At 43.8% G+C, this 20,371-nt stretch carries 17 protein-coding genes; 5 read left to right on the top strand and 12 right to left on the bottom strand.

Annotated features, from left to right (window positions below; all coding sequences use genetic code 11):
* Positions 1 to 102 precede the first annotated feature (102 nt).
* Positions 103 to 588 carry a MarR family winged helix-turn-helix transcriptional regulator gene (locus NMG48_RS18045; RefSeq protein ID WP_271252819.1) on the top strand — a complete coding sequence of 162 codons (486 nt, stop codon included), beginning with the start codon at positions 103 to 105 and terminating at the stop codon, positions 586 to 588.
* A 205-nt stretch (positions 589 to 793) separates the two neighbouring features.
* Here NMG48_RS18045 and NMG48_RS18050 read toward each other — a convergent pair whose 3' ends face one another.
* Together NMG48_RS18050 and NMG48_RS18055 are read right to left on the bottom strand one after the other, a co-directional pair.
* The gene (locus NMG48_RS18050) at positions 794 to 1,297 is read right to left on the bottom strand and encodes a hypothetical protein (RefSeq protein ID WP_271252820.1); all 504 of its coding nucleotides are present in this window, start codon (positions 1,295 to 1,297) and stop codon (positions 794 to 796) included.
* A 179-nt stretch (positions 1,298 to 1,476) separates the two neighbouring features.
* Positions 1,477 to 2,130, bottom strand: a complete 654-nt coding sequence (locus NMG48_RS18055) for a DUF192 domain-containing protein (protein ID WP_271252821.1) — start codon at positions 2,128 to 2,130, stop codon at positions 1,477 to 1,479.
* Between the two features lie 3 nt (positions 2,131 to 2,133).
* On the opposite strand from NMG48_RS18055, the gene NMG48_RS18060 reads away from it, so the two are divergent.
* Together NMG48_RS18060 and NMG48_RS18065 are read left to right on the top strand one after the other, a co-directional pair.
* A complete protein-coding gene (locus NMG48_RS18060) occupies positions 2,134 to 4,353 on the top strand; it encodes a glycoside hydrolase (protein ID WP_271252822.1) in 2,220 nt (739 codons plus the stop codon).
* Between the two features lie 99 nt (positions 4,354 to 4,452).
* Positions 4,453 to 4,935 (top strand): late competence development ComFB family protein, encoded by a 483-nt coding sequence (locus tag NMG48_RS18065; protein ID WP_412973771.1) that lies wholly within the window; start codon positions 4,453 to 4,455, stop codon positions 4,933 to 4,935.
* 249 nt (positions 4,936 to 5,184) lie between these two features.
* Here the strand turns inward: NMG48_RS18065 and NMG48_RS18070 are convergent, their stop codons facing one another.
* From NMG48_RS18070 to NMG48_RS18090, 5 genes are all read right to left on the bottom strand, one after another.
* Positions 5,185 to 7,965 carry a sensor histidine kinase gene (locus NMG48_RS18070; protein ID WP_271252823.1) on the bottom strand — a complete coding sequence of 927 codons (2,781 nt, stop codon included), beginning with the start codon at positions 7,963 to 7,965 and terminating at the stop codon, positions 5,185 to 5,187.
* Positions 7,966 to 8,219: 254 nt separating this feature from the next.
* Positions 8,220 to 8,531, bottom strand: coding sequence for a DUF3067 family protein (locus NMG48_RS18075; protein ID WP_126386575.1), 312 nt, complete (start codon positions 8,529 to 8,531; stop codon positions 8,220 to 8,222).
* A gap of 73 nt (positions 8,532 to 8,604) precedes the next feature.
* A complete protein-coding gene (murQ, locus tag NMG48_RS18080; protein WP_271252824.1) occupies positions 8,605 to 9,504 on the bottom strand; it encodes an N-acetylmuramic acid 6-phosphate etherase in 900 nt (299 codons plus the stop codon).
* Positions 9,501 to 9,686: a PCP reductase family protein gene (locus tag NMG48_RS18085; RefSeq protein WP_126386577.1), complete on the bottom strand. Its 186-nt coding sequence runs from the start codon at positions 9,684 to 9,686 to the stop codon at positions 9,501 to 9,503. Before NMG48_RS18085 ends, murQ begins: the two co-directional genes overlap by 4 nt.
* 552 nt (positions 9,687 to 10,238) lie before the next feature.
* Complete coding sequence (locus tag NMG48_RS18090; protein ID WP_271252825.1) at positions 10,239 to 12,761, bottom strand: U32 family peptidase; 2,523 nt, start codon at positions 12,759 to 12,761, stop codon at positions 10,239 to 10,241.
* Positions 12,762 to 12,945: 184 nt separating this feature from the next.
* Between NMG48_RS18090 and NMG48_RS18095 the strand changes: the two genes are divergently transcribed.
* Positions 12,946 to 14,637 carry an AIPR family protein gene (locus NMG48_RS18095; protein ID WP_271252826.1) on the top strand — a complete coding sequence of 564 codons (1,692 nt, stop codon included), beginning with the start codon at positions 12,946 to 12,948 and terminating at the stop codon, positions 14,635 to 14,637.
* 21 nt (positions 14,638 to 14,658) lie between these two features.
* Complete coding sequence (locus NMG48_RS18100) at positions 14,659 to 15,852, top strand: class I SAM-dependent rRNA methyltransferase (protein ID WP_271252827.1); 1,194 nt, start codon at positions 14,659 to 14,661, stop codon at positions 15,850 to 15,852.
* Between the two features lie 81 nt (positions 15,853 to 15,933).
* On the opposite strand, the gene NMG48_RS18105 is transcribed toward NMG48_RS18100, so the two are convergent.
* The 5 genes from NMG48_RS18105 to NMG48_RS18125 form a co-directional block, all read right to left on the bottom strand.
* A complete protein-coding gene (locus NMG48_RS18105; RefSeq protein ID WP_271252828.1) occupies positions 15,934 to 16,617 on the bottom strand; it encodes a hypothetical protein in 684 nt (227 codons plus the stop codon).
* Positions 16,614 to 17,540 carry a M15 family metallopeptidase gene (locus NMG48_RS18110; RefSeq protein ID WP_271252829.1) on the bottom strand — a complete coding sequence of 309 codons (927 nt, stop codon included), beginning with the start codon at positions 17,538 to 17,540 and terminating at the stop codon, positions 16,614 to 16,616. Before NMG48_RS18110 ends, NMG48_RS18105 begins: the two co-directional genes overlap by 4 nt.
* A 92-nt stretch (positions 17,541 to 17,632) precedes the next feature.
* Complete coding sequence (locus NMG48_RS18115; protein ID WP_271252830.1) at positions 17,633 to 18,022, bottom strand: VOC family protein; 390 nt, start codon at positions 18,020 to 18,022, stop codon at positions 17,633 to 17,635.
* An 8-nt stretch (positions 18,023 to 18,030) separates the two neighbouring features.
* The gene (locus NMG48_RS18120) at positions 18,031 to 19,491 is read right to left on the bottom strand and encodes a folate/biopterin family MFS transporter (protein ID WP_271252831.1); all 1,461 of its coding nucleotides are present in this window, start codon (positions 19,489 to 19,491) and stop codon (positions 18,031 to 18,033) included.
* Between the two features lie 98 nt (positions 19,492 to 19,589).
* Positions 19,590 to 20,300 (bottom strand): YdcF family protein, encoded by a 711-nt coding sequence (locus NMG48_RS18125; protein WP_271252832.1) that lies wholly within the window; start codon positions 20,298 to 20,300, stop codon positions 19,590 to 19,592.
* Positions 20,301 to 20,371 lie beyond the last annotated feature (71 nt).

Genomic DNA, 20,371 nt, shown 5'->3' on the forward strand with positions numbered 1-20,371 from the left:
TATGCAAATGAAATCTACACAACTTGATAGATTCTGCTGTATGGTAATTGTTAACTTGTCTAACTATTAGTAGTACTACATTAATACATCTTTAGCGTCAAGATGAATGCATCACATAATTTGATTTCTCCGCAACTGCCTACTTCACAATTATCAACGTTCTCACCTAGCTCAGATTGTGCGGCTAAGGTTGTGGATATTGTCCCTGCGGTGATGCAGCATATCTATACTGAAGTGCGTCAACAGAAATCTTCTTTTCTCACAATTCCACAGCTACGTGCTCTAGCCTTTTTGCAAACTAATTCCTGCTCATCGCTCACGTCCCTTGCCGAGAACTTGGGTGTGACGAGTGCATCTGCTTCTACGATGGTTGATCGCCTAGTCCAAAAAGAATTTATCACCCGTACTGAGCATCCAACTTTGAGACGACAGGTTGTACTTTGCCTGACGATCGCAGGTGAGGAGCATTTACAACAAGTCCGTCAAGTTACTAGCGATCGCCTTGCTGAAAAACTAGGCGATTTGCCCCCCGAACAACTAGCTGATTTAATTGCTGGACTCGAAGAACTCAGTCAAATATTTAGATAAGGGCTTATTCGTAAAATCAGGAACCATGAGGCTTTACTTCCCTATCAAAATCAGTTTCACAGAACATTAAAGTAACGTCAGTTCGACAAAAGTGAAAAAAGGTAAGAATCACCAAGTGATTCTTACCTTTTTTCGCCATTTGCACTTTGTTTCGTACAGTACAAAGGCTATTAACAGACAAAGGAGGCTTAGCCTCCTTTGTCTGTTAATAGCCTAAACTTTCATTTTGTTTATTTTTGGGAAGCTCAGATACAGTAGCAGGCACATCACGCTTAGGACGAAGTGGTGCTGCTTGCAAAAAAATTGATTGTTCTGGACGCTCACGCACCAGTTGACCAGGATTTTTCTGTGCCGATCGCATCAGATCATTATCAAAAGAACCTTCAGCAGCAGTCAGTTGGCGCTCTTGGCGTTTAAGTTGCTCTAGCTTTTTGTATTGTTGATTCCACTGCTCTTGGGCATAGACCGTCCAGCCATAAATTGCAAATACAGATAGAGTCAGTAAAACTGTGACAATGATGGATAACTTCTGGGTGGACATCAATAGTCGCAACCACAGAGGTAACGGAAAAGCATTGGTGCGAGGAAGACGTTTGACGTTTTTGTTGCTTAAGGGTTTGCTACGACTTGCAGACAGGCGTTTACTCTGACGATCCAGAGGTTGAGGGGATCGGTTTGGTTCAGGCATTCTCGCTCTGCTAGCTGTCATTTTATTAACTCTTCTCTCACTCAAGATTCACCACTGCTACTTGTAGCACCTTCATGCAGAAATTACCAAGTCTTTTTTGAACATTTTGGAATTTCTTTAACTAATGCAAATTTAACTAGTACAAATTTGAAGATGCTCAAATCATCGGATTTTGATTTCCGACCTTAGAATTATAGTTGTCATTGATTTTTTGGCAACAAGAATTTGAAAGTAATTTGATCTCCTTCTTGCAAACCAAGTTCTTGAGTTAGCCCAGACCTAACTTCGAGGACGTTATCAGCAACAACCCCATTTTCGGGATAAATCGGACAGGGATCACTTTTACAGGTGGTGGCATTACGAGCGATCGCTACTACCTTGCCATCAAGCAAGAAGATAATATCAAGAGGTGAAGGCGTATTTTTCATCCAAAAAGCAACAGGACGCGCAGGGATAAAGGGAAATAACATCCCGCGATCATCGGCTAGGGGCGGACGAAACATGAGTCCTTTTTCTTGCTCCTTCGGAGTATTAGCGACCTCTAGTTGAATCTCGCGTCCTGCGATCATGGCAATGGCAGTAATTGGCAAATATTGTCCTAGTTCTGAAACTGGTTTAGGTTTAGTTTGAGGAGTTAACTGTGGTGATACAGTTTGTGGTGAAGTTGTAACGGGGATCGATGGACTTGTAGATGGTTTCGCGCTGTCAGACACCGCAGGGGAACTACAAGCGATCATCGACAGGCTCAGGCTAATCGTACATAGCTTTATACAAACTCTTTGGAGGATTTGGATCGAACTATGAACAGGTGTGTCACAATTTCTAGAAGTATCGCCAGTCATATTGCCAGTCATCCTATGTCTTTTCCTCTACATGTCGCATTTATCTGGCACCAACATCAACCTCTCTATAAAAGCGCGATCGCAGGCAAGTATCATTTGCCTTGGGTGAGGCTGCATGGCGTAAAAGATTATTTGGATCTCGCGTTGATGTTGTCAAGATACCCAAAGCTACATCAAACGATCAATCTTGTACCATCTCTAATTCTACAACTGCAAGATTATGTGGAGGGGAAGGCGTTTGATCCCTATTTGTCATTGACATTAACGCCTGTTGATAATCTCTCGCGATCGCAAAAGCATTTTATTGTTGAGCATTTTTTTGATGCCAATCACCAGACGATGATCGAGCCATACCATCGCTATGCCGATCTCTTAGCGCAACGGCAAGCCTACGGCATCGAGTGGTGTGTGAATCATTGGCAAGCCCCCGACTTTAGCGATTTACTTGCTTGGCATAACTTGGCATGGATTGATCCCCTCTTCCGTGAAGTCGATCCTGAAATTGGTGAATGGTATGAACGTGGCAGAGATTTTACCCTCGCCGATCGTCAAAGAATTTACAGTAAGCAACGCGAAATTATTAGCCGCATTCTGCCCCAACATCGGCAAATGCAAAAACATGGGCAGTTAGAAATTACGACTACCCCCTATAACCATCCGATCATGCCCCTCCTTGCCGATACACAGGCAGGACGCATTGCCGTTCCGCAAATGTATTTGCCCAATACTCGATTTCGCTGGGAGCCAGACATCAATCTGCATCTCGAAAAAGCTAAAGAACTTTACCGTCAACATTTTGGTTGCGACCCTAAAGGGCTATGGCCCTCAGAGCAATCAGTTAGCCCTGCCATCTTGCCCCATATCTCCAAGCAAGGCTTCTCATGGTTATGCTCCGATGAGGGCGTATTGGGTTGGAGTCTTGGACATTATTTCCGCCGTGATGAACGTGGTGCGATCGATGCCCCCCATTTGCTATACCAGCCCTATCGTCTGGAAACCGTGCATGGGGACTTAGCTATTATTTTCCGCGATCGCCTACTTTCGGATTTAATTGGTTTTAGCTATGGGGCGCTTTTGCCTCAAGCAGCTAGTGACGATCTATGCGATCGCTTGATGACAATTCAAAAACAGCAAAATGAATATTTAGCCGAACATCCCGATGGTCAACCTTGGCTAGTGACAATTGCCCTCGATGGTGAAAACTGCTGGGAATTTTATCCCCAAGATGGCAACCCATTTTTGCAGACCCTATATGAAAATCTTTCTAACAATCACAACCTAAAGCTAGTTACCCCCTCTGAATATTTAGCTAAATACTCACCTGTAGAAAAAATTCCGCCCCATCAATTGCATAGTGGCTCATGGATTGACTCCAGCTTTACAACATGGATTGGCGATCCAGTCAAAAATCGCGCATGGGAATTACTTGCCGAGGCACGCCAAGTTTTAGCCCTACATTCTGAAGCTACTCCTGAAAATAATCCTGAGGCATGGGAAAGCCTGATGGCAGCCGAAGGCTCTGACTGGTTTTGGTGGTTTGGTGAAGGACATAGCTCCAATGACGATGCCATGTTCGATCGCCTATTTCGCGAACACTTACAGGTAATTTATCGCGCCCTCAATGAGCCAGTTCCCCATGCCTTGCTCTATCCCCTTGAACCCCATGATGTTTCCACTAGCGATCGCCCTACCAACTTAATCCATCCCCTGATTAATGGCAGATTTGAGAATGACGATTGGATAGGTGCAGGTAAAATTGAAATTAGCGGGGCACGAGGGGCAATGCACCAAAATGTACCTGTCAAGCGTCTATGGTATGGATATGATCATTTTTATTGCTACTTGCGTCTAGAATTTAGTAATCTAGAGAGCATTGCACAAAGTAAACTACATCTGTTGTGGTTTTATCCCAGTCGGATTCACCCCAATAGTCCAGTCAAGCTTCTTGATATGCCTGATGTATCACCGCTAAATTATCTGTTTCGCCATCACTTAGCGATCAATTTTGCCGATAAGTCAGTTCAGCTTCAAGAATCTTTAGAGAAGTTTCAGTGGGAAACCATAGCAACTCATACGAAAATAGGTCTAGAGCAATGCCTAGAAATTGCCATACCTTGGAGTGATTTGGCAGTCAAGCCCCAATCCGTTGCAAGACTGGTGATCATGCTCAGCCAAAAAGAGCATTTTCAGATATCCCTACCTGAGTATACGATTATTCCCATTGAAGTACCTTAGTGTTGCGTTATTAAAGAGATAACAGTGGAAAAGCTAGAAAAGACCAGCATTGAGTCGATTGTCGAGCAGGCTTTACAAGATCGCTACCTTACTCCAGCAATGGAAGCCGAAGTTGGACGGATCTGTGATAGCGCGTTTGAACTCTCGGTAGAAGAATACATGGCACTCGATCGCCTGATGGGTGCTTTGCTAACAGGGGAAGTAGTTGCTGTCCCACGCAAGCAATTTATTAATGTGATGGAAGAGTTGGTGCTGAGTGAGGCTGTGGCAAGGGTTGCCGAAATCGAGGCAAATAGTAATAAAGTCTTGGATTTGGGGGATATTGCTGCCTATGCTCTGAACCGTCTACCTCCTTTGTACGCCACTACTGAGCAGGGAGCAAATTATCAAAGGGATAGGGCGCTTGCTGACTTACAACATTTAATTGCGCAGCAGGTCAAAGAAGCGATCGATCGCAACCTTGATCGTCCTGAATTCTTCCCCGATCGCTCTACTTTTGGCTCAGTTAATAAAGATTCTGTACTTTCACAGCTTAGCCACTTGCTACAAGCCTACGCTCCTGCTTTTGAAGAAAAGTCCTAAGGTTTTTGATATTTTTAAAATTGAGCTGATGAGAAAATAGTAATAGAATTCTGGGGTTTATTCTTGGGACAAATTTGATATAAATGCAAGAATTACAATCTTGTTCGATTAGCTTTGGCGTTATATTTTTAGTCTAATCAAACTTAAGTTCGATATAGCCATTGGCACCACGCTTTCACAGCACAAATAGCAAAAACGGTAATAATCGCCAAGTGATTATTACCGTTTTTTGCCTTTGTCGAACTGACACTATGAGTTAGAAAGTGGCAAAATCAAACGACTGAGAATGCGATTGTCCTCTAGTTGATAGAGAGATAACTCACCGCCAGCCTCTAACATCAGATTTTGACAAATTGCTAAGTGTAGTCCTGGAGGTTGATCCAGCAGTGAAGGGGAGAGAGGATCGATCGCTCTGCCCTGATGTAGCTCTTGCAGCAAAGATGCATCTACTACGCCATAGTCTGTAATCGATAGTTCCAAAAGCTTCTCATCGATTTGGCGACACCAGAGATCAATTCTTCCACCTACTTCCGATCGCCCACAGGCAAATAGCAACAACTCATTAAGAATCATTTCCATTTTGGCGATATCACCGCCAACTACTACATTGGCTTGGTTATGTACCTGTGACCAGATTTGACGTTGCTTGACAAGTGAGTCCACGCGCTCTAAAGCACGCTTTAGCATCCCTGCTAGGGGGGCAGTCTCATAGTTAGGACGTAAGCGCCATTGTTCCTTGCGGATAATCTGTGGCAATGGTGATAGAGAACCCTGCAATTGCTTGAGAGAACTTTGCAGCGTAACGTTATTGATGCCGCCAGTGCCATTAGAGCGGGAATCCGCATCTAACAATCGCTGCACACCACTACTGACAGTGCGATAGATATCTTCTAATCGACGATGCTTGTACCAATTGAGGCGTTCTAGTTCTTGACGATTATGCTTGAGATGATCCACTAGCAATAGATGGCGGCGTGACCACGCGAGTTGGTTTGCTAACATGTTAAATGCTTGTAACTGGCGATCGACCCATCTTCGTCCAGCGCGATCGGCAACCAAAATCATCCCTGTGGGCTGGTGTTCTGGTGTAGTTCGTAACGCTGTCACCATGATATTTCCAAGGGCTGGTGCATTGAGCCAAGCCCTAGTTTGTTCTGGTAAATCATGGATACTCAAAGGCAAAATCCCTTCACTTTGAATCGTCCATTGGGCAAGGGGATCTTCTTCGATCGCAATCAGAGTTTCGCTAATGGTGAGTTGATATTCATCACGACTACAAAAAACTGAGGCAATTTGTCCGCCTTGACGACCAGGGAGCCAGACCACTAACACAGCAAGGGGAGATTGTGTCACCTGTGCCATCAACTGGGTAGCAGTGTGATGTAGTTTTTCGAGGGTGTTGGCTTGCTGCAATGCTACCAAGCCAAATTGCACAGCTTGATGAGACTTTTGCCGTTCATCGGACAAACGTTGCAATTCATTTTGGTGAATGATTAACCCGATTTGTTGGGCAACTGCTTGTACCATTTCTCTTTCTGGGCGTGACCATGTGCGTGGAGCTTCATGGGCAACACCTAAAACGGCTTCTAAGGACTTCCCTGTAGAAGTACTGCTCACAATCATCGATCGCACATCAAGGTCGAGCAGAGCATTTCTCCATGCCAAAAATTTAAAATCACTATCGAGATTTTCTACCGTTGCCGCATCGGGAGATTGCTCCAGCATTTGGAAATCTACGGGGGCTAGCTCTGGCAATAAATTAGCGATCGGACGACGGTTTTTAGGATGATATTGAAAATCGATCCGAAATACTTCATTATCCTGATCATAGGTTGCCACCCAAAAACGTTCGAGTCCCAGTCTCTGACATAGTTGTTCGGCGGCTTGATCGAGGGCATTTTGCCAATCATTGTTGGAATAAATTGCCCTCGCGATGCCTGCAGTGAGAATCTGATCGGAAGCAATTCGGTCAACTGTAACTTCCATTTCTTCGAGGGGTGCGGTGATTGCAGCTAGTTGCGCTGCCCCAAGGACAAAATTACGCTCATCATCAGTCCAGAGCCTTGGCTCATCGCCTTCTACGGACAAAAAGCCTAAAAGCTCTGACTGGAAAAATATAGGCGCAATAATGATCGAAACTGCACCAAACTGTTCCATGACCCGATTGCTAATTTCGCTTTTGGTCATGGATTTGGCATCAACCACGACCACGATCTGATCTCTTGATAAAGCTTGATATAACCCAGGGGCATTCTGTACGGTTACTCCCGCCGTATTATCAACTGCTTGCTTAGATTTAGGTCCTGCTTGGCGATTAGCAACCCTGCGCCAAAAATATTGGTGTTCGCGCTCAAACCAATAGATATTGGTGTGATCTGGCATCACAAAATTATGGGTTTCCTGCACAATCTCCTCAAGGCGATCGTTGAGGGTCGGAATATTACGGATTTTAGAAAGGATTTCGAGTAGGGGTTCATCGGGGCGTTTGGTATTGTGATAGTGCCATTCCGCATCAAGTCGGCTTAAAGTTGAGCCTAGAGTTCCTAATACTACAGACAGTCTGGCTCTTTCTTCATTACGCGGGGTAATATTCCACAGGGTTGAGCCTAAAAGTACTACACCAAAGCTGCGATCGCGGTGATAGATGGGCCAGAGTAATGTACCTTGAATCTCGAATTTTTGGGCTAACTTTTGCCATTCACCACTACGTTTTTCTTGGCGCAGATCGGCAATGGGGACTGGTCTACGCTGCAAAATTACCTGATCAAGCAAGTCTCCTGCATTAAGGGCAAAGCGTTCTTTTAAAAACTTAATTTCACCCGCAGGTGTCGTACCACCTTTTCCTGTAAGGCGATGGTTTTCTTGATCATATAGCCCGATCCAGATGAGTTTGTAGTCGAAGTTGTCTCGAAGATAATCGAGAGTAGCCGTTAATAGGTTGTCAATACTATCTTCATCACGCAAGAACTGCATGATTCGCCCAAGGTTAACAAACTGGCGATCCCATGGGTTAGCTCCTGCTTGACTCATATTTTTACCCTGACGTTTTTGACTTAGGTATGGTTAGCGGCGTACCGTAGAAAAATTTTAGCTTCCTAAAAGCAATTGCTGACAATGTGGCAATGTATTTACAAATGACTTTTCATCATAAGCGTACAATCTTTAGCCCAGAAAGTCAGCAACAGATAATGCTTTTTCAATTCTTTTGTCAACTTTTGATCGATTTTTATAGCATTCTTCATAGGAATTCATAGGAATCGGAGGTAGTACCTTGTATTTTCGGGTCATTCGACTAACCATTCTAGCGATCGCTCGCCAATTTGGAGAGGAATACTCACGGCCTTGCCGAGGCGTGGGCGTTCTTTGGTGGTTGCAATAAATGTTTGCACCTGTTCGACTACTCCCCAATCACTTAGGTAAGAAGCAATCGTATCAAGATGTTGGAGAAACTCGACTTCGCCCATAGAAAAAGACTGCTGCTCTTGATATCGCCACATTACTTGTAAAAAGATTTTGCCTTGGGTTTTGCGTAATTGTACATCATAGGAAAAATTCCATTTATTGGCGATCGCTTGGCGGAGTTCTGAGCCTGTCATAGTTTCTACATTTTTTGCTTAATACATCTTATCTCAACGATGATTTTGCTGCCTATGACCAAAATCACGCTAACTAGGCGATCGCCTTACCTAGATGTCCCTGAGTCTCTTGGAGGATTTGCGCGGCAGTGGTGGCATCGACCCCTTTCCAGTGCATTAACAAAGCTAATTTCACTTTTCTCCCTGAGCGCTCTAATAATGCTGCTGAATCTTCGCGACTGAGGGCGGTGAGATCGCGAATAATGCGAATGGCGCGATCTTCGAGTTTGCTATTGGTAACCGATACATCAATCATGCGATTGCCGTAGACCTTGCCCAGTTGCACCATGACCCCTGTAGAGATGGTGTTTAGCACTAGTTTTGTGGCAGTACCAGCCTTCAGTCTCGTTGAGCCAGCTAAAACCTCTGCACCAACAAGGGGGCGAATCTCGATATCGTACTGAATCGGAAATTGTTCAGGAGGTACGCAACAAAAAAAGATTGTTTTTGCCCCCCGCTGTTTGGCGGCTTTGAGCGCTCCATGGACATAGGGAGTTGTACCGCCTGCGGTAATGCCAAAGACAACATCGCGATCACTAATATTTCTCTCACAAATGGCATCAGCTCCATCGTCTTCGCGATCTTCTAACGCTTCGGAACTCCGCACCATTGCATTCATCCCCCCCGCTAAGATCCCTTGGATCAATTCGGGATCACTGCAAAATGTGGGTGGACATTCGGCAGCATCAAGGACTCCTAGTCGTCCACTTGTCCCTGCACCGATGTAAAACAGCCTGCCTCCCTTAGCGATCGCCTCCGCAATTAGTGTAATCGCCTGAGCGATCGCTTCTTTTTCTTGCCCAACTGCTGCTACGGCTCTGAGGTCTTCTTGGTTAAACAGTTCTACTATTTCCAAAGCGCTGAGTCGATCTAAATTTTGGCTGTGGGGATTTGCTTGTTCTGTTAACAAATAACCGCGATCGTGATTTTTCATTGACCAAATTCAACTCTTGCTTTTTCAACAATTTCGGCAGTAATCGTATCACTTCCCGCCGCCTGTGCTAGTTGCTCAATTCTTTGACGAGCCTGCGATCGGACAAAGTAAGGAATGTTTTTATATTTAACCTTGGCTTCTGCTGTCCAAGTTAAACCTTCAAAATAATCAGAATCTGGCATAGCTTTGTTGGATATATTGTATTGATTCTTATATTGTTTAGGACTTAAGCAAGTCTATAAGGATGGACGACATTGCCATCCATGCCTATAGGCTAGTATGCCATCACCTCAGGTCGCATTAAACCTTGCTTCGTGTAGGTTTACAATCATATGCTTTTTGTAACTATCGTGCTAAAAGCAAAGTCATAAATTCGTGATAGCTTGAGAAATTACAATATAGAGCTTTAAGGTTTAGCTATGTATGAAATCGCTACAACTATAAAATTACTTAAAATTACTTATAGTTGTAGTCGTCTAGATCTAGTACATAAAGCCCAATAGAGAGTTGTGTCGCAAAGCGCCACAACTCTGGGCGACAGCTATATTGAGCAGATTGTGTCACAAAACATCCTTGTTAGTGCACCAAGGGATAAGTACTCAAGCATAAGTAAACTTAAAACCCATATTACTGTACCGCCCGCTTAGCGGGCGGTACAGTAATATGGGTTTCGTTTATAACTATGCCGAGCTAGTTAGAAAAAAGATAGCGTGTTTTCTTGATTACCATCGCTTTTACTCCTCCAAAGAGCCTCTGGTTACACCAAGTTGATTTTGTAACTTTAAATCTTTCCAAAGCTTAGAGCCAGAAATTTTGCCAGCCAAAAGTTGTTGATAGCGGTTAATTGTTTCCAATACCTGCGAAGGCGACTCATTGACAAACTCTAAACGAAAATGTCGCACACCTAGTTCTAGAAAGCGTTGTACGAATTCTGCACCCGTTTGAGCAGTGCCGTTAAATACCGTATTGCGACAACCTGCGTCAGCTAATAAAACATGTTCGGCTCCTGTGCGATCACGCAATTTTACCTCATGCTTGTCACAGGGGCGACCGCAATTAGTGTAATCAGTTCCCTCAGAGAGAAAAGCGCAGAATACGCAATGTTCCATATGGAACATCGGCATATGTTGATGGACGGTGATTTCAAACCATTGGGGAGGACATTTTTTAAGCAGGGATTCCAATTGATGGATGCTGAGATCGTAGGAAGCGGTGAGACGTTCGAGAGGGAAAGATTGCTTGAAGTAGTTAGCGGTTAAGGGATTGGCGATATTAAAAGAGAAGTCAGCGATGATTCTTTCTTCTGCAAAAAATTGTAGATGGTCGTAATTGCGAATTAGATAGCCATCGGCATTACTAGAGCGAACTTGCTTGAGAATATAGTTTTCATTGGGTTTGGTAATACGTGGTGGTGCAACCCAAATGCTCGGTGCATTGGCAGATTGTCTCGCCATTTCCACCGCAGTTCGATAGGATGTGGGATCTTCAAATTCGCAATAGATGGTGGCAATATCGGTAGTGAGAACTGCTTCTAATTGTTCTAAATTCCGTACTAAAACAATAGCTTGGGGAGCAATTTCAGGACTAGATTCACTCTTAGGTAATAAATCAGTGTAGGAATGAGAATTTAATTGCCAACGATTCGGACTGCTGCGAAGGATATCTAACTGCTCGACCAGTTCTCGACGGATGCGATTTAATTCACTCACAGGAAGCATCGCCGCACCTTGCAAATGATTGTGCAGAGTTCCTAAACGGAAAGGCGTATTTCCCAATCTTCCCAACTGTTCTGTTAAACGTTCTGTTGTTAAAGGTTTATTATTCGCTTCCTCTAACATCATGGCGGAATCCACTTGGGCGATATTACCTTGACCATCACGAGCGATCGCTGTTAAAGTCTGTCCAACTTCGCCATGAATTTCGATTTCAATGGGACGCTGAAAGAGAATCTTTTCACTGGTATAGGTTTGGCGCAATTGTTTATCGAGTTCAGGATCGTTGGTTTTCCAGAGGCGATCGCCTACGCGCACACGCCGCAAATCGACATCGCGCCGCCCAAAGGTGACAAGCGTATCTTTTCCAGAATTTTTACCCAGTGATTCCACTGCATAAACCCGTCCGCCTTCTTCGCGATCGGCAGGTTTACCCGCATCAAAAACTACACCATCTCCTGCTTTCAGTGGTGATTGCAACCGCAGCACCACCTGTTTATCGCGCCCATCGCGAATCTCGGTGATTTCGCCCAAATATACACCACGTTTTTTGCCAAACCTTGCATGGACAAGAGCTTGATTGTCGATACCATCTAGCCAACCTGTGTATAGACCTCGCGAAAATGCCATTTCTAACTGGTAGCGATCGCCTGCACTCACCTGATTTTCTAAGCCCTGTACTACGCGATCGATGGCCTGGCGATATACCTGCGTCACACTTGCCACATATTCAGGATGTTTCAAACGTCCTTCAATTTTCAGGGATACCACTCCCGCCTCGATCAATTCTGGCAAAACCGCTAACCCCGCCAGATCTTGAGGACTAAGCAAATAGCGGCGATCGCCTAAATCCATTGGTTGACCATCGACAATCATCTCGTAGGGCATCCGACAGGCTTGGGCGCATTCCCCACGATTTGCCGATCGCCCACCCAAGGATTCACTGGTCAAACATTGTCCCGAATAGGCGACACACAAAGCCCCATGCACAAACACTTCTAGGGGTAGCGAAATTTGGCGATCGCCGATCTGTTTTTGAATTTTGCGAATTTCAGCGATCGAGCATTCTCGCGCCAACACCACCAAATCGCATCCCAAAGACTTCGCAAACTCTACCCCTGCACCACTAGTCACAGTCATTTGGGTTGAGCCATGAATCGGGAAATCGGGCGACAAATGACGAATTAAGCGACATAAGCCCACATCCTGCACGATCGCCGCATCGACTCCCGCCGCAATAATCGATCGCAAATAGGATTCCACCGAGCCTAATTCTGAGGTAAAAATCAAGGTATTGAGAGTCACATAGCCCTTCACGCCGCGACGGTGTAGAAATGCCATCAATTCGGGCAAATCCGCTTCTGTAAAGTTATGCGCTCGCATCCGCGCATTAAATTTCTCCAAACCAAAATAAATCGCATCCGCCCCATTTTCCACTGCCGCCTTTGCACATTCCCAAGTCCCCGCAGGCGCAAGGAGTTCAGGAGCTTTAATTATGGGACTTGTAAGCTCAGTCTCTAGGGATATTGTAGGATTGACAGTCATAGGGAAAATGTGGAGTGCTATTCTATTCTAGGCTAATACGCAAGCCTGCAAGTGGCTATGCTATTTGTAGATGCTCAAGTAGGGACTTTGCAGTAAACCAAGTTTTGGATGGCGTAGCAGAGTTGTGTCATCCAAAACTTGGTTCACTATTAAAGCGCAGATTCACCTTGACCAGCTCAATTCCATGAATATAAATGCTTCTATCATTGATCAACGATTATCATCTGTAATAGATAATATTCGTCAACAAGCTAGTGAAGAACTTCGCATTCGTGATGAGGCAAAGCTCAAATCACTGTCATTTGTTTACTTATGTGTCAAGACTATTTTAGATTTAGAAGACGAGCAAACCTTTGAATGTTTAACCGAAGGTGGGGGAGATTTTGGCGTAGATGCTATGCATATCTCTGAGGAGCATGATGGAGAGTTTACAGTTAGTTTATTTCAAGCCAAGTATAAGAATAATTTAGAGGTAAATTCTAATTTCCCTGAAGATGGGATCGAAAGTCTGATCAATGCCATTAAGTATTTGTTCAATCCCACTGCCCGACTGGATTACATTAATCCGAGACTTCTTGCCAAGGTCGAAGAGGCACGTAGTTTAATTCGCGATGGATATATTCCTCAAATTCGTGCCTTAGCTTGTAATAATGGATTGAAATGGAATAATGCTGCCCAAGAAGCAATTGATCGTGCTGGCTTTGGGGATCAAGCGACTTGGGAACATGTCAATCATGATCGCCTTGTCAACATTCTGCAAGCATCGAAACCTGTCAAAGACACCTTACAGTTAAGTGGTAAAGCGATCGTCGAAGATATGAGCTTTAGCCGAGTGCTTGTGGGCAGGATTTCCGTTACAGAAATCGCTTCTTTAATTGAAAGACATGGAGAACGGCTACTTGAACGGAATATTCGTCGTTATTTAGGATTGCAAGGTAATCGTGTTAATGAAGGTATTCGTGATACTTTGAATAGTGAGGAAAGAGATAATTTTTATTTTTATAACAATGGCATCACATTAATTTGCGATAAATTTTCTTATAACGGATTGCAAGACAGTAATTACAAAGTACGTGTTGAAAATCTCCAAATAATTAATGGTGGACAAACCTGTATGACGATATCTAAAACCATACAGGAGCAAAATTTATTCCAAAAAATATTACCTCAAGATACCCAAGCTTATGTCTTATTAAGACTCTATGAATTACCAAGTGATAATATTAATCTCGTCCAAAAGATCACCTATGCTACTAATAGCCAAAACCCAGTAGATCTTAAGGATTTGCGTGCTAATGATGATCTACAACAAAGATTAGAAATAAGTATTCAACAATTAGGATATAACTATCGGCGCAAGCGTTCTGAAACTAGCGCTAGATCTACGGATATTAGTTCAGGAGTGGCGGCGGAAGCGGTACTATCTGTTTGGAGGGAAAAGCCGCACCAAGCTAAGTTCTTTTCGCGTGAACACTTTGGTAAACTATATGACTCAATTTTTACCGAGAATCTTAATGGAGCGCAAGTAGTTCTAGCTGTGCAACTATATCGACTTGCCGAAAATCGACGCAAGCGCCCAGAGCCGCAAGATCCTGAATTTATTCGTTATGCTTCATGCTTTATTGCGATGCAAATGGGAAAGAGACTGCTCCACAATCTCCAAATTAAAATTAATGATATTAGTCATTTCAATTTCCATCAAGCTCAAAAATTGATTGAACAAAATGGAGAAGCATATTTTAATCATGCAGTACAGGATATTCAACGAGCCCTCGAGTCTTTGTATGGTAGTAATGAAACTTCCCTACAGCAACTATCTGCTACTTTCCGACGTGGTGATTTAATCGATAAACTTCAACAAATCAAAATCAACTAGTAACTGTATAAGAACAAATTAATGGCAAAGCTGCGCGAAATTATTGTTTCTACTCAACTTAAAGAACGTTTGGCTCAAGGACATCCTTGGATTTATCGAGACAGATTGCCTAGAGAAGCACGTTTTGAAACGGGGGAATGGGTGCGGGTCAAGTGTGGCGGCTGGACAGGATTTGGACTCTGGGATAACAAAGGTCCGATCGCGATTCGGATATTTTCGCAGCGACAGTTACCCGATCCGCGTTGGTTGAAAGCGCGAGTACAGGCTGCATGGGAACTGCGATCGCCTTTACGCGAACAGAACTGCACTGCCTATCGTTGGCTGTTTGGTGAGGGGGATGGTTTGGCAGGAATTACCGTTGATCTGTATGGGGAATATGCGGTGTTGCAAACCTATATGGAGGGAGCCAGCGTTCTTCTTGATTGGTTAGTGAATGCTTTGTTAGCAGTGGCTCCTTTACAGGGGATTTTATGGCGGACAAAGCATTTAGAGAATTCTGAAAGTGAAAATCCGCAAGAGAGTAAAACTCAATTGCTATGGGGTAAAGAACCGAAGGGAGATATTACCGTCAAGGAACATGGGCTATTGTTTCAGGTCAATTTGCAAACTGGACAAAAAACTGGTTTATTTCTCGACCATCGTGAAAACCGTCGCTTTGTTGGGGAAATTAGCCAAGGTAAAACCGTACTGAATTGTTTTTCCTATACGGGTGCATTTTCGCTCTATGCCCTGCGTGGCGGCGCGAGTCACGTTACTAATGTGGATATTGGCAAACATTTAGCGGCGGTAGCAGATACAAATGTAAGGCTGAATAATTTCGATCGCGATCGCCATAATTTTGTAACTGCGGATTGCTTTGATGTGTTGCATCGCTACGCACAGGAGCAACAAACCTTTGATATTGTGATCCTCGATCCGCCCACTTTTGCCAAGAGTAAGCAAAATCGGTTTGCGGCAATTCGTGCTTACACCAAGCTAAATGCGATCGCTCTTAAATGTGTCGCGCCCAATGGTCTACTAGTTTCGGCAAGCTGCACTAGTCAAGTTAGCCCTGAAGCCTTTAAGGAAATGCTTGCTACTGCTGCGGAATCAAGCGATCGACGTATCCAAATAATCCATGAAGCAGGGCAACCCATCGATCATCCTGTACCTGCAGCCTTTGCCGAAGGTCGCTATTTAAAGTTTGTAGTCGGTAAAGTTAATCAGATTGTCTAGTCAAATCCTCCCTTCCAAGTAAAAGATTAGGGTTGCGGCGCTTCGCGCCGCAACCCTAATCTTTTAAAGGTGCAAAGCACCTTATTTGATAGTTAAAGCCACTTGCTCGATTGTTTGATAACAAGCTTCGATGGAAGCTCCATTTTGCATCTGTTCCGCAAGGGCAATTAAAACGGAACGGCGATCGCTCAGTAAATTTTTGGCATTTAATAACGCCCAACGCTCTTGCACCATTGGATTTGGCAAACTAGAAATAGCTTGACGTAAACGCTGAATATCATCTAAGCCGCCTTCCGTTTCGCCTTCACACATCAGTTGCTCGGCGGCGATCCCTGCCATGTAGACGGTGCAATAACGATCTAGGAGATTGACGGAATTAGCAGAATGATCTACTTCAATTTCTACACCGCCTTCGATACCGTTAAAACTTTCGCTAGCTAAGACTTCCCCTAAGGATTGACCGACAATTCCCGCGATCGCATAGTTGATCACCTTAAAGCCCAAGACATGCGCCGCCAAAAAATGCCCTGCTTCGTGATAGGAAACACGCTCGCGGTATTTAGGATCTCTTGCCCTCAGCCATGCTTGTGCATATGCCCCAAATTTACCTTGCCAAAAGCCAATGTCAATGCCCCATGCACTGAGTAAGGCAATCGCGATCGCCGCAGGGACAATCGGCGATAAACCCACCATCGTACCGACGAGGGACATCATGGTGATCGTAAAAATGGCGATCGCTAGTAAATCAGTGGCGGTAACGTTCATGACTTTTTAATAAACGAGCCACTACGCGGTTGCTTCCTGTAGAAAGTAGCCAGACTGTCATCGTCACCTACAAAGCGCCAATGCCAAGGCTCATACATCACACCCTGAGAATTGTTTGGAGGGAATGACATTTCAAAACCGTACTTAGCCGCATTATTTTGGAGCCATTGAAAAGCAGCAGTTTTCTCGAAACTGGTTGAAAGATTGGCACTTGGTACAGATGCGTCACCAATATCCATGGCATAGCCCGTGTGATGCTCACTATGACCGGGTGGCGCACTGACCTTAGCGCGTTGGGCTGGGGTTTGATTGCGTTGCTTACTGATCTCAAAGAAAAGTTGTTGCTGCTCAGCGATCGTCCGAAATCCAGAAATCACCGTAAAATCAACACCATCAGCTTTGGCGGCTGCTTCCATCGCCAGATAGCTTTTTGCCGCCGCTTCTCTCAGCTTGATTTCATAGCCATCACTCGCTCTACTAATGGTGCGTAATTGATTGGCAGGAGCTTCTTTGTAAGGATGATGTCCGAAAAGATCGGGCGGACTATCAGGCTCATTGGCAACTACGTCAGGATTATCACTAGCTGCCTTATTCGCAGGAGTTGCTGTATTTGTACTGATAAATGGTGCAACTGTCGGAATAGGTGAAGGACGTTCGGTTTGAGGTTCTGATTTTGGTTCTGAAGCAACTTTTTCCGATGGGGATACATTTGCTTGCGGGGCATTGGTGGCATTGGCATTTAGCGCAAACCAAATGCGGGTGCTCACGATCGGCGAGAGAAAGGCTAATACTGCTAAACCATATCCCCACCAAGGAACCGCCTGTAGCGATCTCACAACAGGATTAGCTGGTACTTGCTTTTGGGGCGATCTCTGGGGATCGCTAACCCTCTGGGCAATGGGGATATCGTTTTGGGTAGGCATAGGTGTATAAACCTTGGAAGTTTTAACCACAGTTCTAAATATATAGCAGTAAATCTGGAAATTAGAATTCGCACAAAGTGTGAATTTTAAAATTAGAGGCTGCCTTGGACAATTTCTAAAAGATTGCCATCGGGATCGTTTAAAAATAATATTTTTTGTCCCCAAGGCATGATTCTAGGTGGTGCAATTATACCTATGGAGATATTAGCTTGCCGATCGCATAGTTCTTGATATACCTGATCAAGATCATCAACGGTCATCGATAGTAAAAAGGGATTACCACTGATAATTTGCTTACCGCGATCGCCAAATAGTTTTGGCAACCAACAGCGATCATAAAGTCCTATTTTCAGATTGCCGCTATAACCCTCAGCACTATCAGTCTTAGCAGGTTTCTCAAAGCGAAATCCTAATGCATCGCGATAAAAAATTAGCGATCGCCCCACATCAGAAACAAATAAAGCAATGTAGTCGATTTCCATTTTTTAATCTATGGATTTTCTTGTAAAACCACTTCAGGTTGCTCACTAACCAATTCGTTTTTAATGTCTAAAGATTGCGAATCAGGTAAAGCTGTCGTTTGATTAGACTGGTGAAACTTACCATTCTTTTCGTCAGGCAACCATTTTAAGAATGGGAGTGGCAAAAGACTACTGATATTAGCAATTGTAATCAATAACCAAAGATTATCGAAATTGGATTCCGTAACCCCTAGAAAATGGGTTAGCACAGCCCCTAATTGAAATGAACAGAGCGCTGAGATATTAATAACCGACATCAACAACGCAAATAAAGTTGCTTCGATCCCTTCAGGGCAAAGCCTTGCTGCCAAAACCAAAACAGGCATAAACGCAATTCTGCCAGCAACCGTCAAAATCAAGCTATCACCAAGACTAAACCAGCGATCGTCAATACCTAAGGCTCTATTAGTATGGGTCACAAGTAATAAACTAGTTAATCCTAAAACTGTGGAAATAATCGTAGTCCAAAAGAAAATCTTGCGGGTTGGCACTGCTTTAAAAAAGCGTTGAAATAGCCATACACCTAGTAAACCTGCCCAACTTGCGAAAAACTTGATTGTCCCTAAAAATTCAGGATTAAATTTCAGTTCATTCGTAGTGAAATAGAAAAAGGCGGTATCAGAACTGGGTGTTGCTTGCCAGATAAACAAGAAAAGTGTCGGAAGCCAAATGGCTTTATTGGTAAAGGCTTGGCGTAACTGACCAAAGTTAAACTTCAGCGACATCCATAACTGTGAATTTCGAGATAGAGTCGCAGGTGTTGCCGATTCAAGATTAGTTGCTGATTTGTCAGGCGCAACAATATATACCGTGGACATCGGTGGATCAGCGATCGCAAAGGCAGAAATCCCTACCAATAGGGGCAAAATAGCCGTAATCTCAAATACAAACTTCGCACCAAAATGCTCTAGTAAATATCCACTCAAATAAGCAGACATAATTGCGCCAATGGATGAGGCAATCCAGCTAAATGACTGCAAAGAACCTGCATCTCCCTCTGGCTCCAGTCTTGCACGCTGCACAATCAAAGCATCAGTAATTGCATCCGAACAAGCTAGTGAAAGAGAACCGAAGGCAATCATGGCGATCGCCCAAAAGGGAGTTGTCACCCATAGCCCCATACTTGACCATGAAAAAATCCCTAACACACTTGAAATTAGTAGGTATGGGCGACGGCGATAACCAAATATAGGGAATCCGTCGGAAATCAGACCATAGAGGGGCTTAATTGTCCAAGGGATCATTGTAATCCCCACCATTGATGCAACTTCCGCAGGGCTAAGCCCCAAGTCATCCTTAAGGAAGAAACTGACGGCAAGCTGCGAGATTGCCATTGCGCCTTGGACAAAATAAATAATAGCGATCGCCCCTAACTCTAGGTCAAACGAGCGACCTCGTAAGCTTTTGAGCCAGTCTGATTGGATTAGCACGATACGATTGCCTAAATGTTAAGAAATTTTAATCTCAATATATTTTAGTCCTTTTCTCATCAATCAACGCATATAAGTGCTCAAACCTAATCGAAATTCTATATATTCAGTCGGCAGTTCCAATTCTTAAGGCGATCGCTAACTTTTTCTGATGGATTCACAATCTCCTCTTGGGTTCTGGGACGTAAATATCCATTCCATTGATAATTTAATAAGGCTGCATACTCTCTTAATACCACTTTGAGTTGCTTGATGGTACTCCATTGCAAAGGTAAAGGTATCATATGAGGAATAACTTTAAAACCATGGTTCTGAAATAAAATTTGCGCTCGTAGCATGTGAGGTGCATCTGTCAACAACAATATTTTCTGAATTCCCTTCGGATAAAGTAATGCTGTCGTAAACTGGGCATTTTCTTCGGTTGTTTGCGAACATCTCTCACCACTTATTTGTGACTTAGGAAGTCCTTTTTGTGCTAGCTGGGTAAGTATTTCTTCTGCATCTAACATTCCACTCACAAATAGCATAGGGGCACGTTTTTGTTCCCAGATTTCAGCACCAAATTCTACTCTTCTAGCTCGTAATGGTTCGCCTCGCCCTAAAATGACAACGGCATCAACTTTTTCACCAGAATCTTGCGGCAGAGAAAAAATTAAGCCTTGATTTGCCAAAGCAAGCATCAAAGGAGAGGTTACAAATAGCAAAATTAATCCAATAATAGCGACTGGTAAAATAACTCGACGTTTCCAAAAGCGAGGACTAATTAGCCAAAGTAACCAGAGAAAAGCAAAAAAAATCAGTGATTCCATAATCTCTTGAATAATACTTTTAATCCATGGAATAGCAATTGGCTCTCAAGAGAACCTCAATATATTTATTA

The organism is Pseudanabaena sp. Chao 1811 (assembly GCF_027942295.1).
Taxonomy (GTDB): domain Bacteria; phylum Cyanobacteriota; class Cyanobacteriia; order Pseudanabaenales; family Pseudanabaenaceae; genus Pseudanabaena.

Bases quoted from the DNA above. Each gene is read 5' to 3' on its own strand.
- NMG48_RS18090 (WP_271252825.1), bottom strand. From the start codon at position 12,761: ATGACTGTCAATCCTACAATATCCCTAGAGACTGAGCTTACAAGTCCC.
- NMG48_RS18100 (WP_271252827.1), top strand. From the start codon at position 14,659: ATGGCAAAGCTGCGCGAAATTATTGTTTCTACTCAACTTAAAGAACGT.
- NMG48_RS18075 (WP_126386575.1), bottom strand. From the start codon at position 8,531: ATGACAGGCTCAGAACTCCGCCAAGCGATCGCCAATAAATGGAATTTT.
- murQ (WP_271252824.1), bottom strand. From the start codon at position 9,504: ATGAAAAATCACGATCGCGGTTATTTGTTAACAGAACAAGCAAATCCC.
- NMG48_RS18065 (WP_412973771.1), top strand. From the start codon at position 4,453: ATGGAAGCCGAAGTTGGACGGATCTGTGATAGCGCGTTTGAACTCTCG.
- NMG48_RS18105 (WP_271252828.1), bottom strand. From the start codon at position 16,617: ATGAACGTTACCGCCACTGATTTACTAGCGATCGCCATTTTTACGATC.
- NMG48_RS18125 (WP_271252832.1), bottom strand. From the start codon at position 20,300: ATGGAATCACTGATTTTTTTTGCTTTTCTCTGGTTACTTTGGCTAATT.
- NMG48_RS18070 (WP_271252823.1), bottom strand. From the start codon at position 7,965: ATGAGTCAAGCAGGAGCTAACCCATGGGATCGCCAGTTTGTTAACCTT.
- NMG48_RS18085 (WP_126386577.1), bottom strand. From the start codon at position 9,686: ATGCCAGATTCTGATTATTTTGAAGGTTTAACTTGGACAGCAGAAGCC.
- NMG48_RS18055 (WP_271252821.1), bottom strand. From the start codon at position 2,130: ATGACTGGCAATATGACTGGCGATACTTCTAGAAATTGTGACACACCT.
- NMG48_RS18095 (WP_271252826.1), top strand. From the start codon at position 12,946: ATGAATATAAATGCTTCTATCATTGATCAACGATTATCATCTGTAATA.
- NMG48_RS18050 (WP_271252820.1), bottom strand. From the start codon at position 1,297: ATGACAGCTAGCAGAGCGAGAATGCCTGAACCAAACCGATCCCCTCAA.
- NMG48_RS18060 (WP_271252822.1), top strand. From the start codon at position 2,134: ATGTCTTTTCCTCTACATGTCGCATTTATCTGGCACCAACATCAACCT.
- NMG48_RS18110 (WP_271252829.1), bottom strand. From the start codon at position 17,540: ATGCCTACCCAAAACGATATCCCCATTGCCCAGAGGGTTAGCGATCCC.
- NMG48_RS18115 (WP_271252830.1), bottom strand. From the start codon at position 18,022: ATGGAAATCGACTACATTGCTTTATTTGTTTCTGATGTGGGGCGATCG.
- NMG48_RS18045 (WP_271252819.1), top strand. From the start codon at position 103: ATGAATGCATCACATAATTTGATTTCTCCGCAACTGCCTACTTCACAA.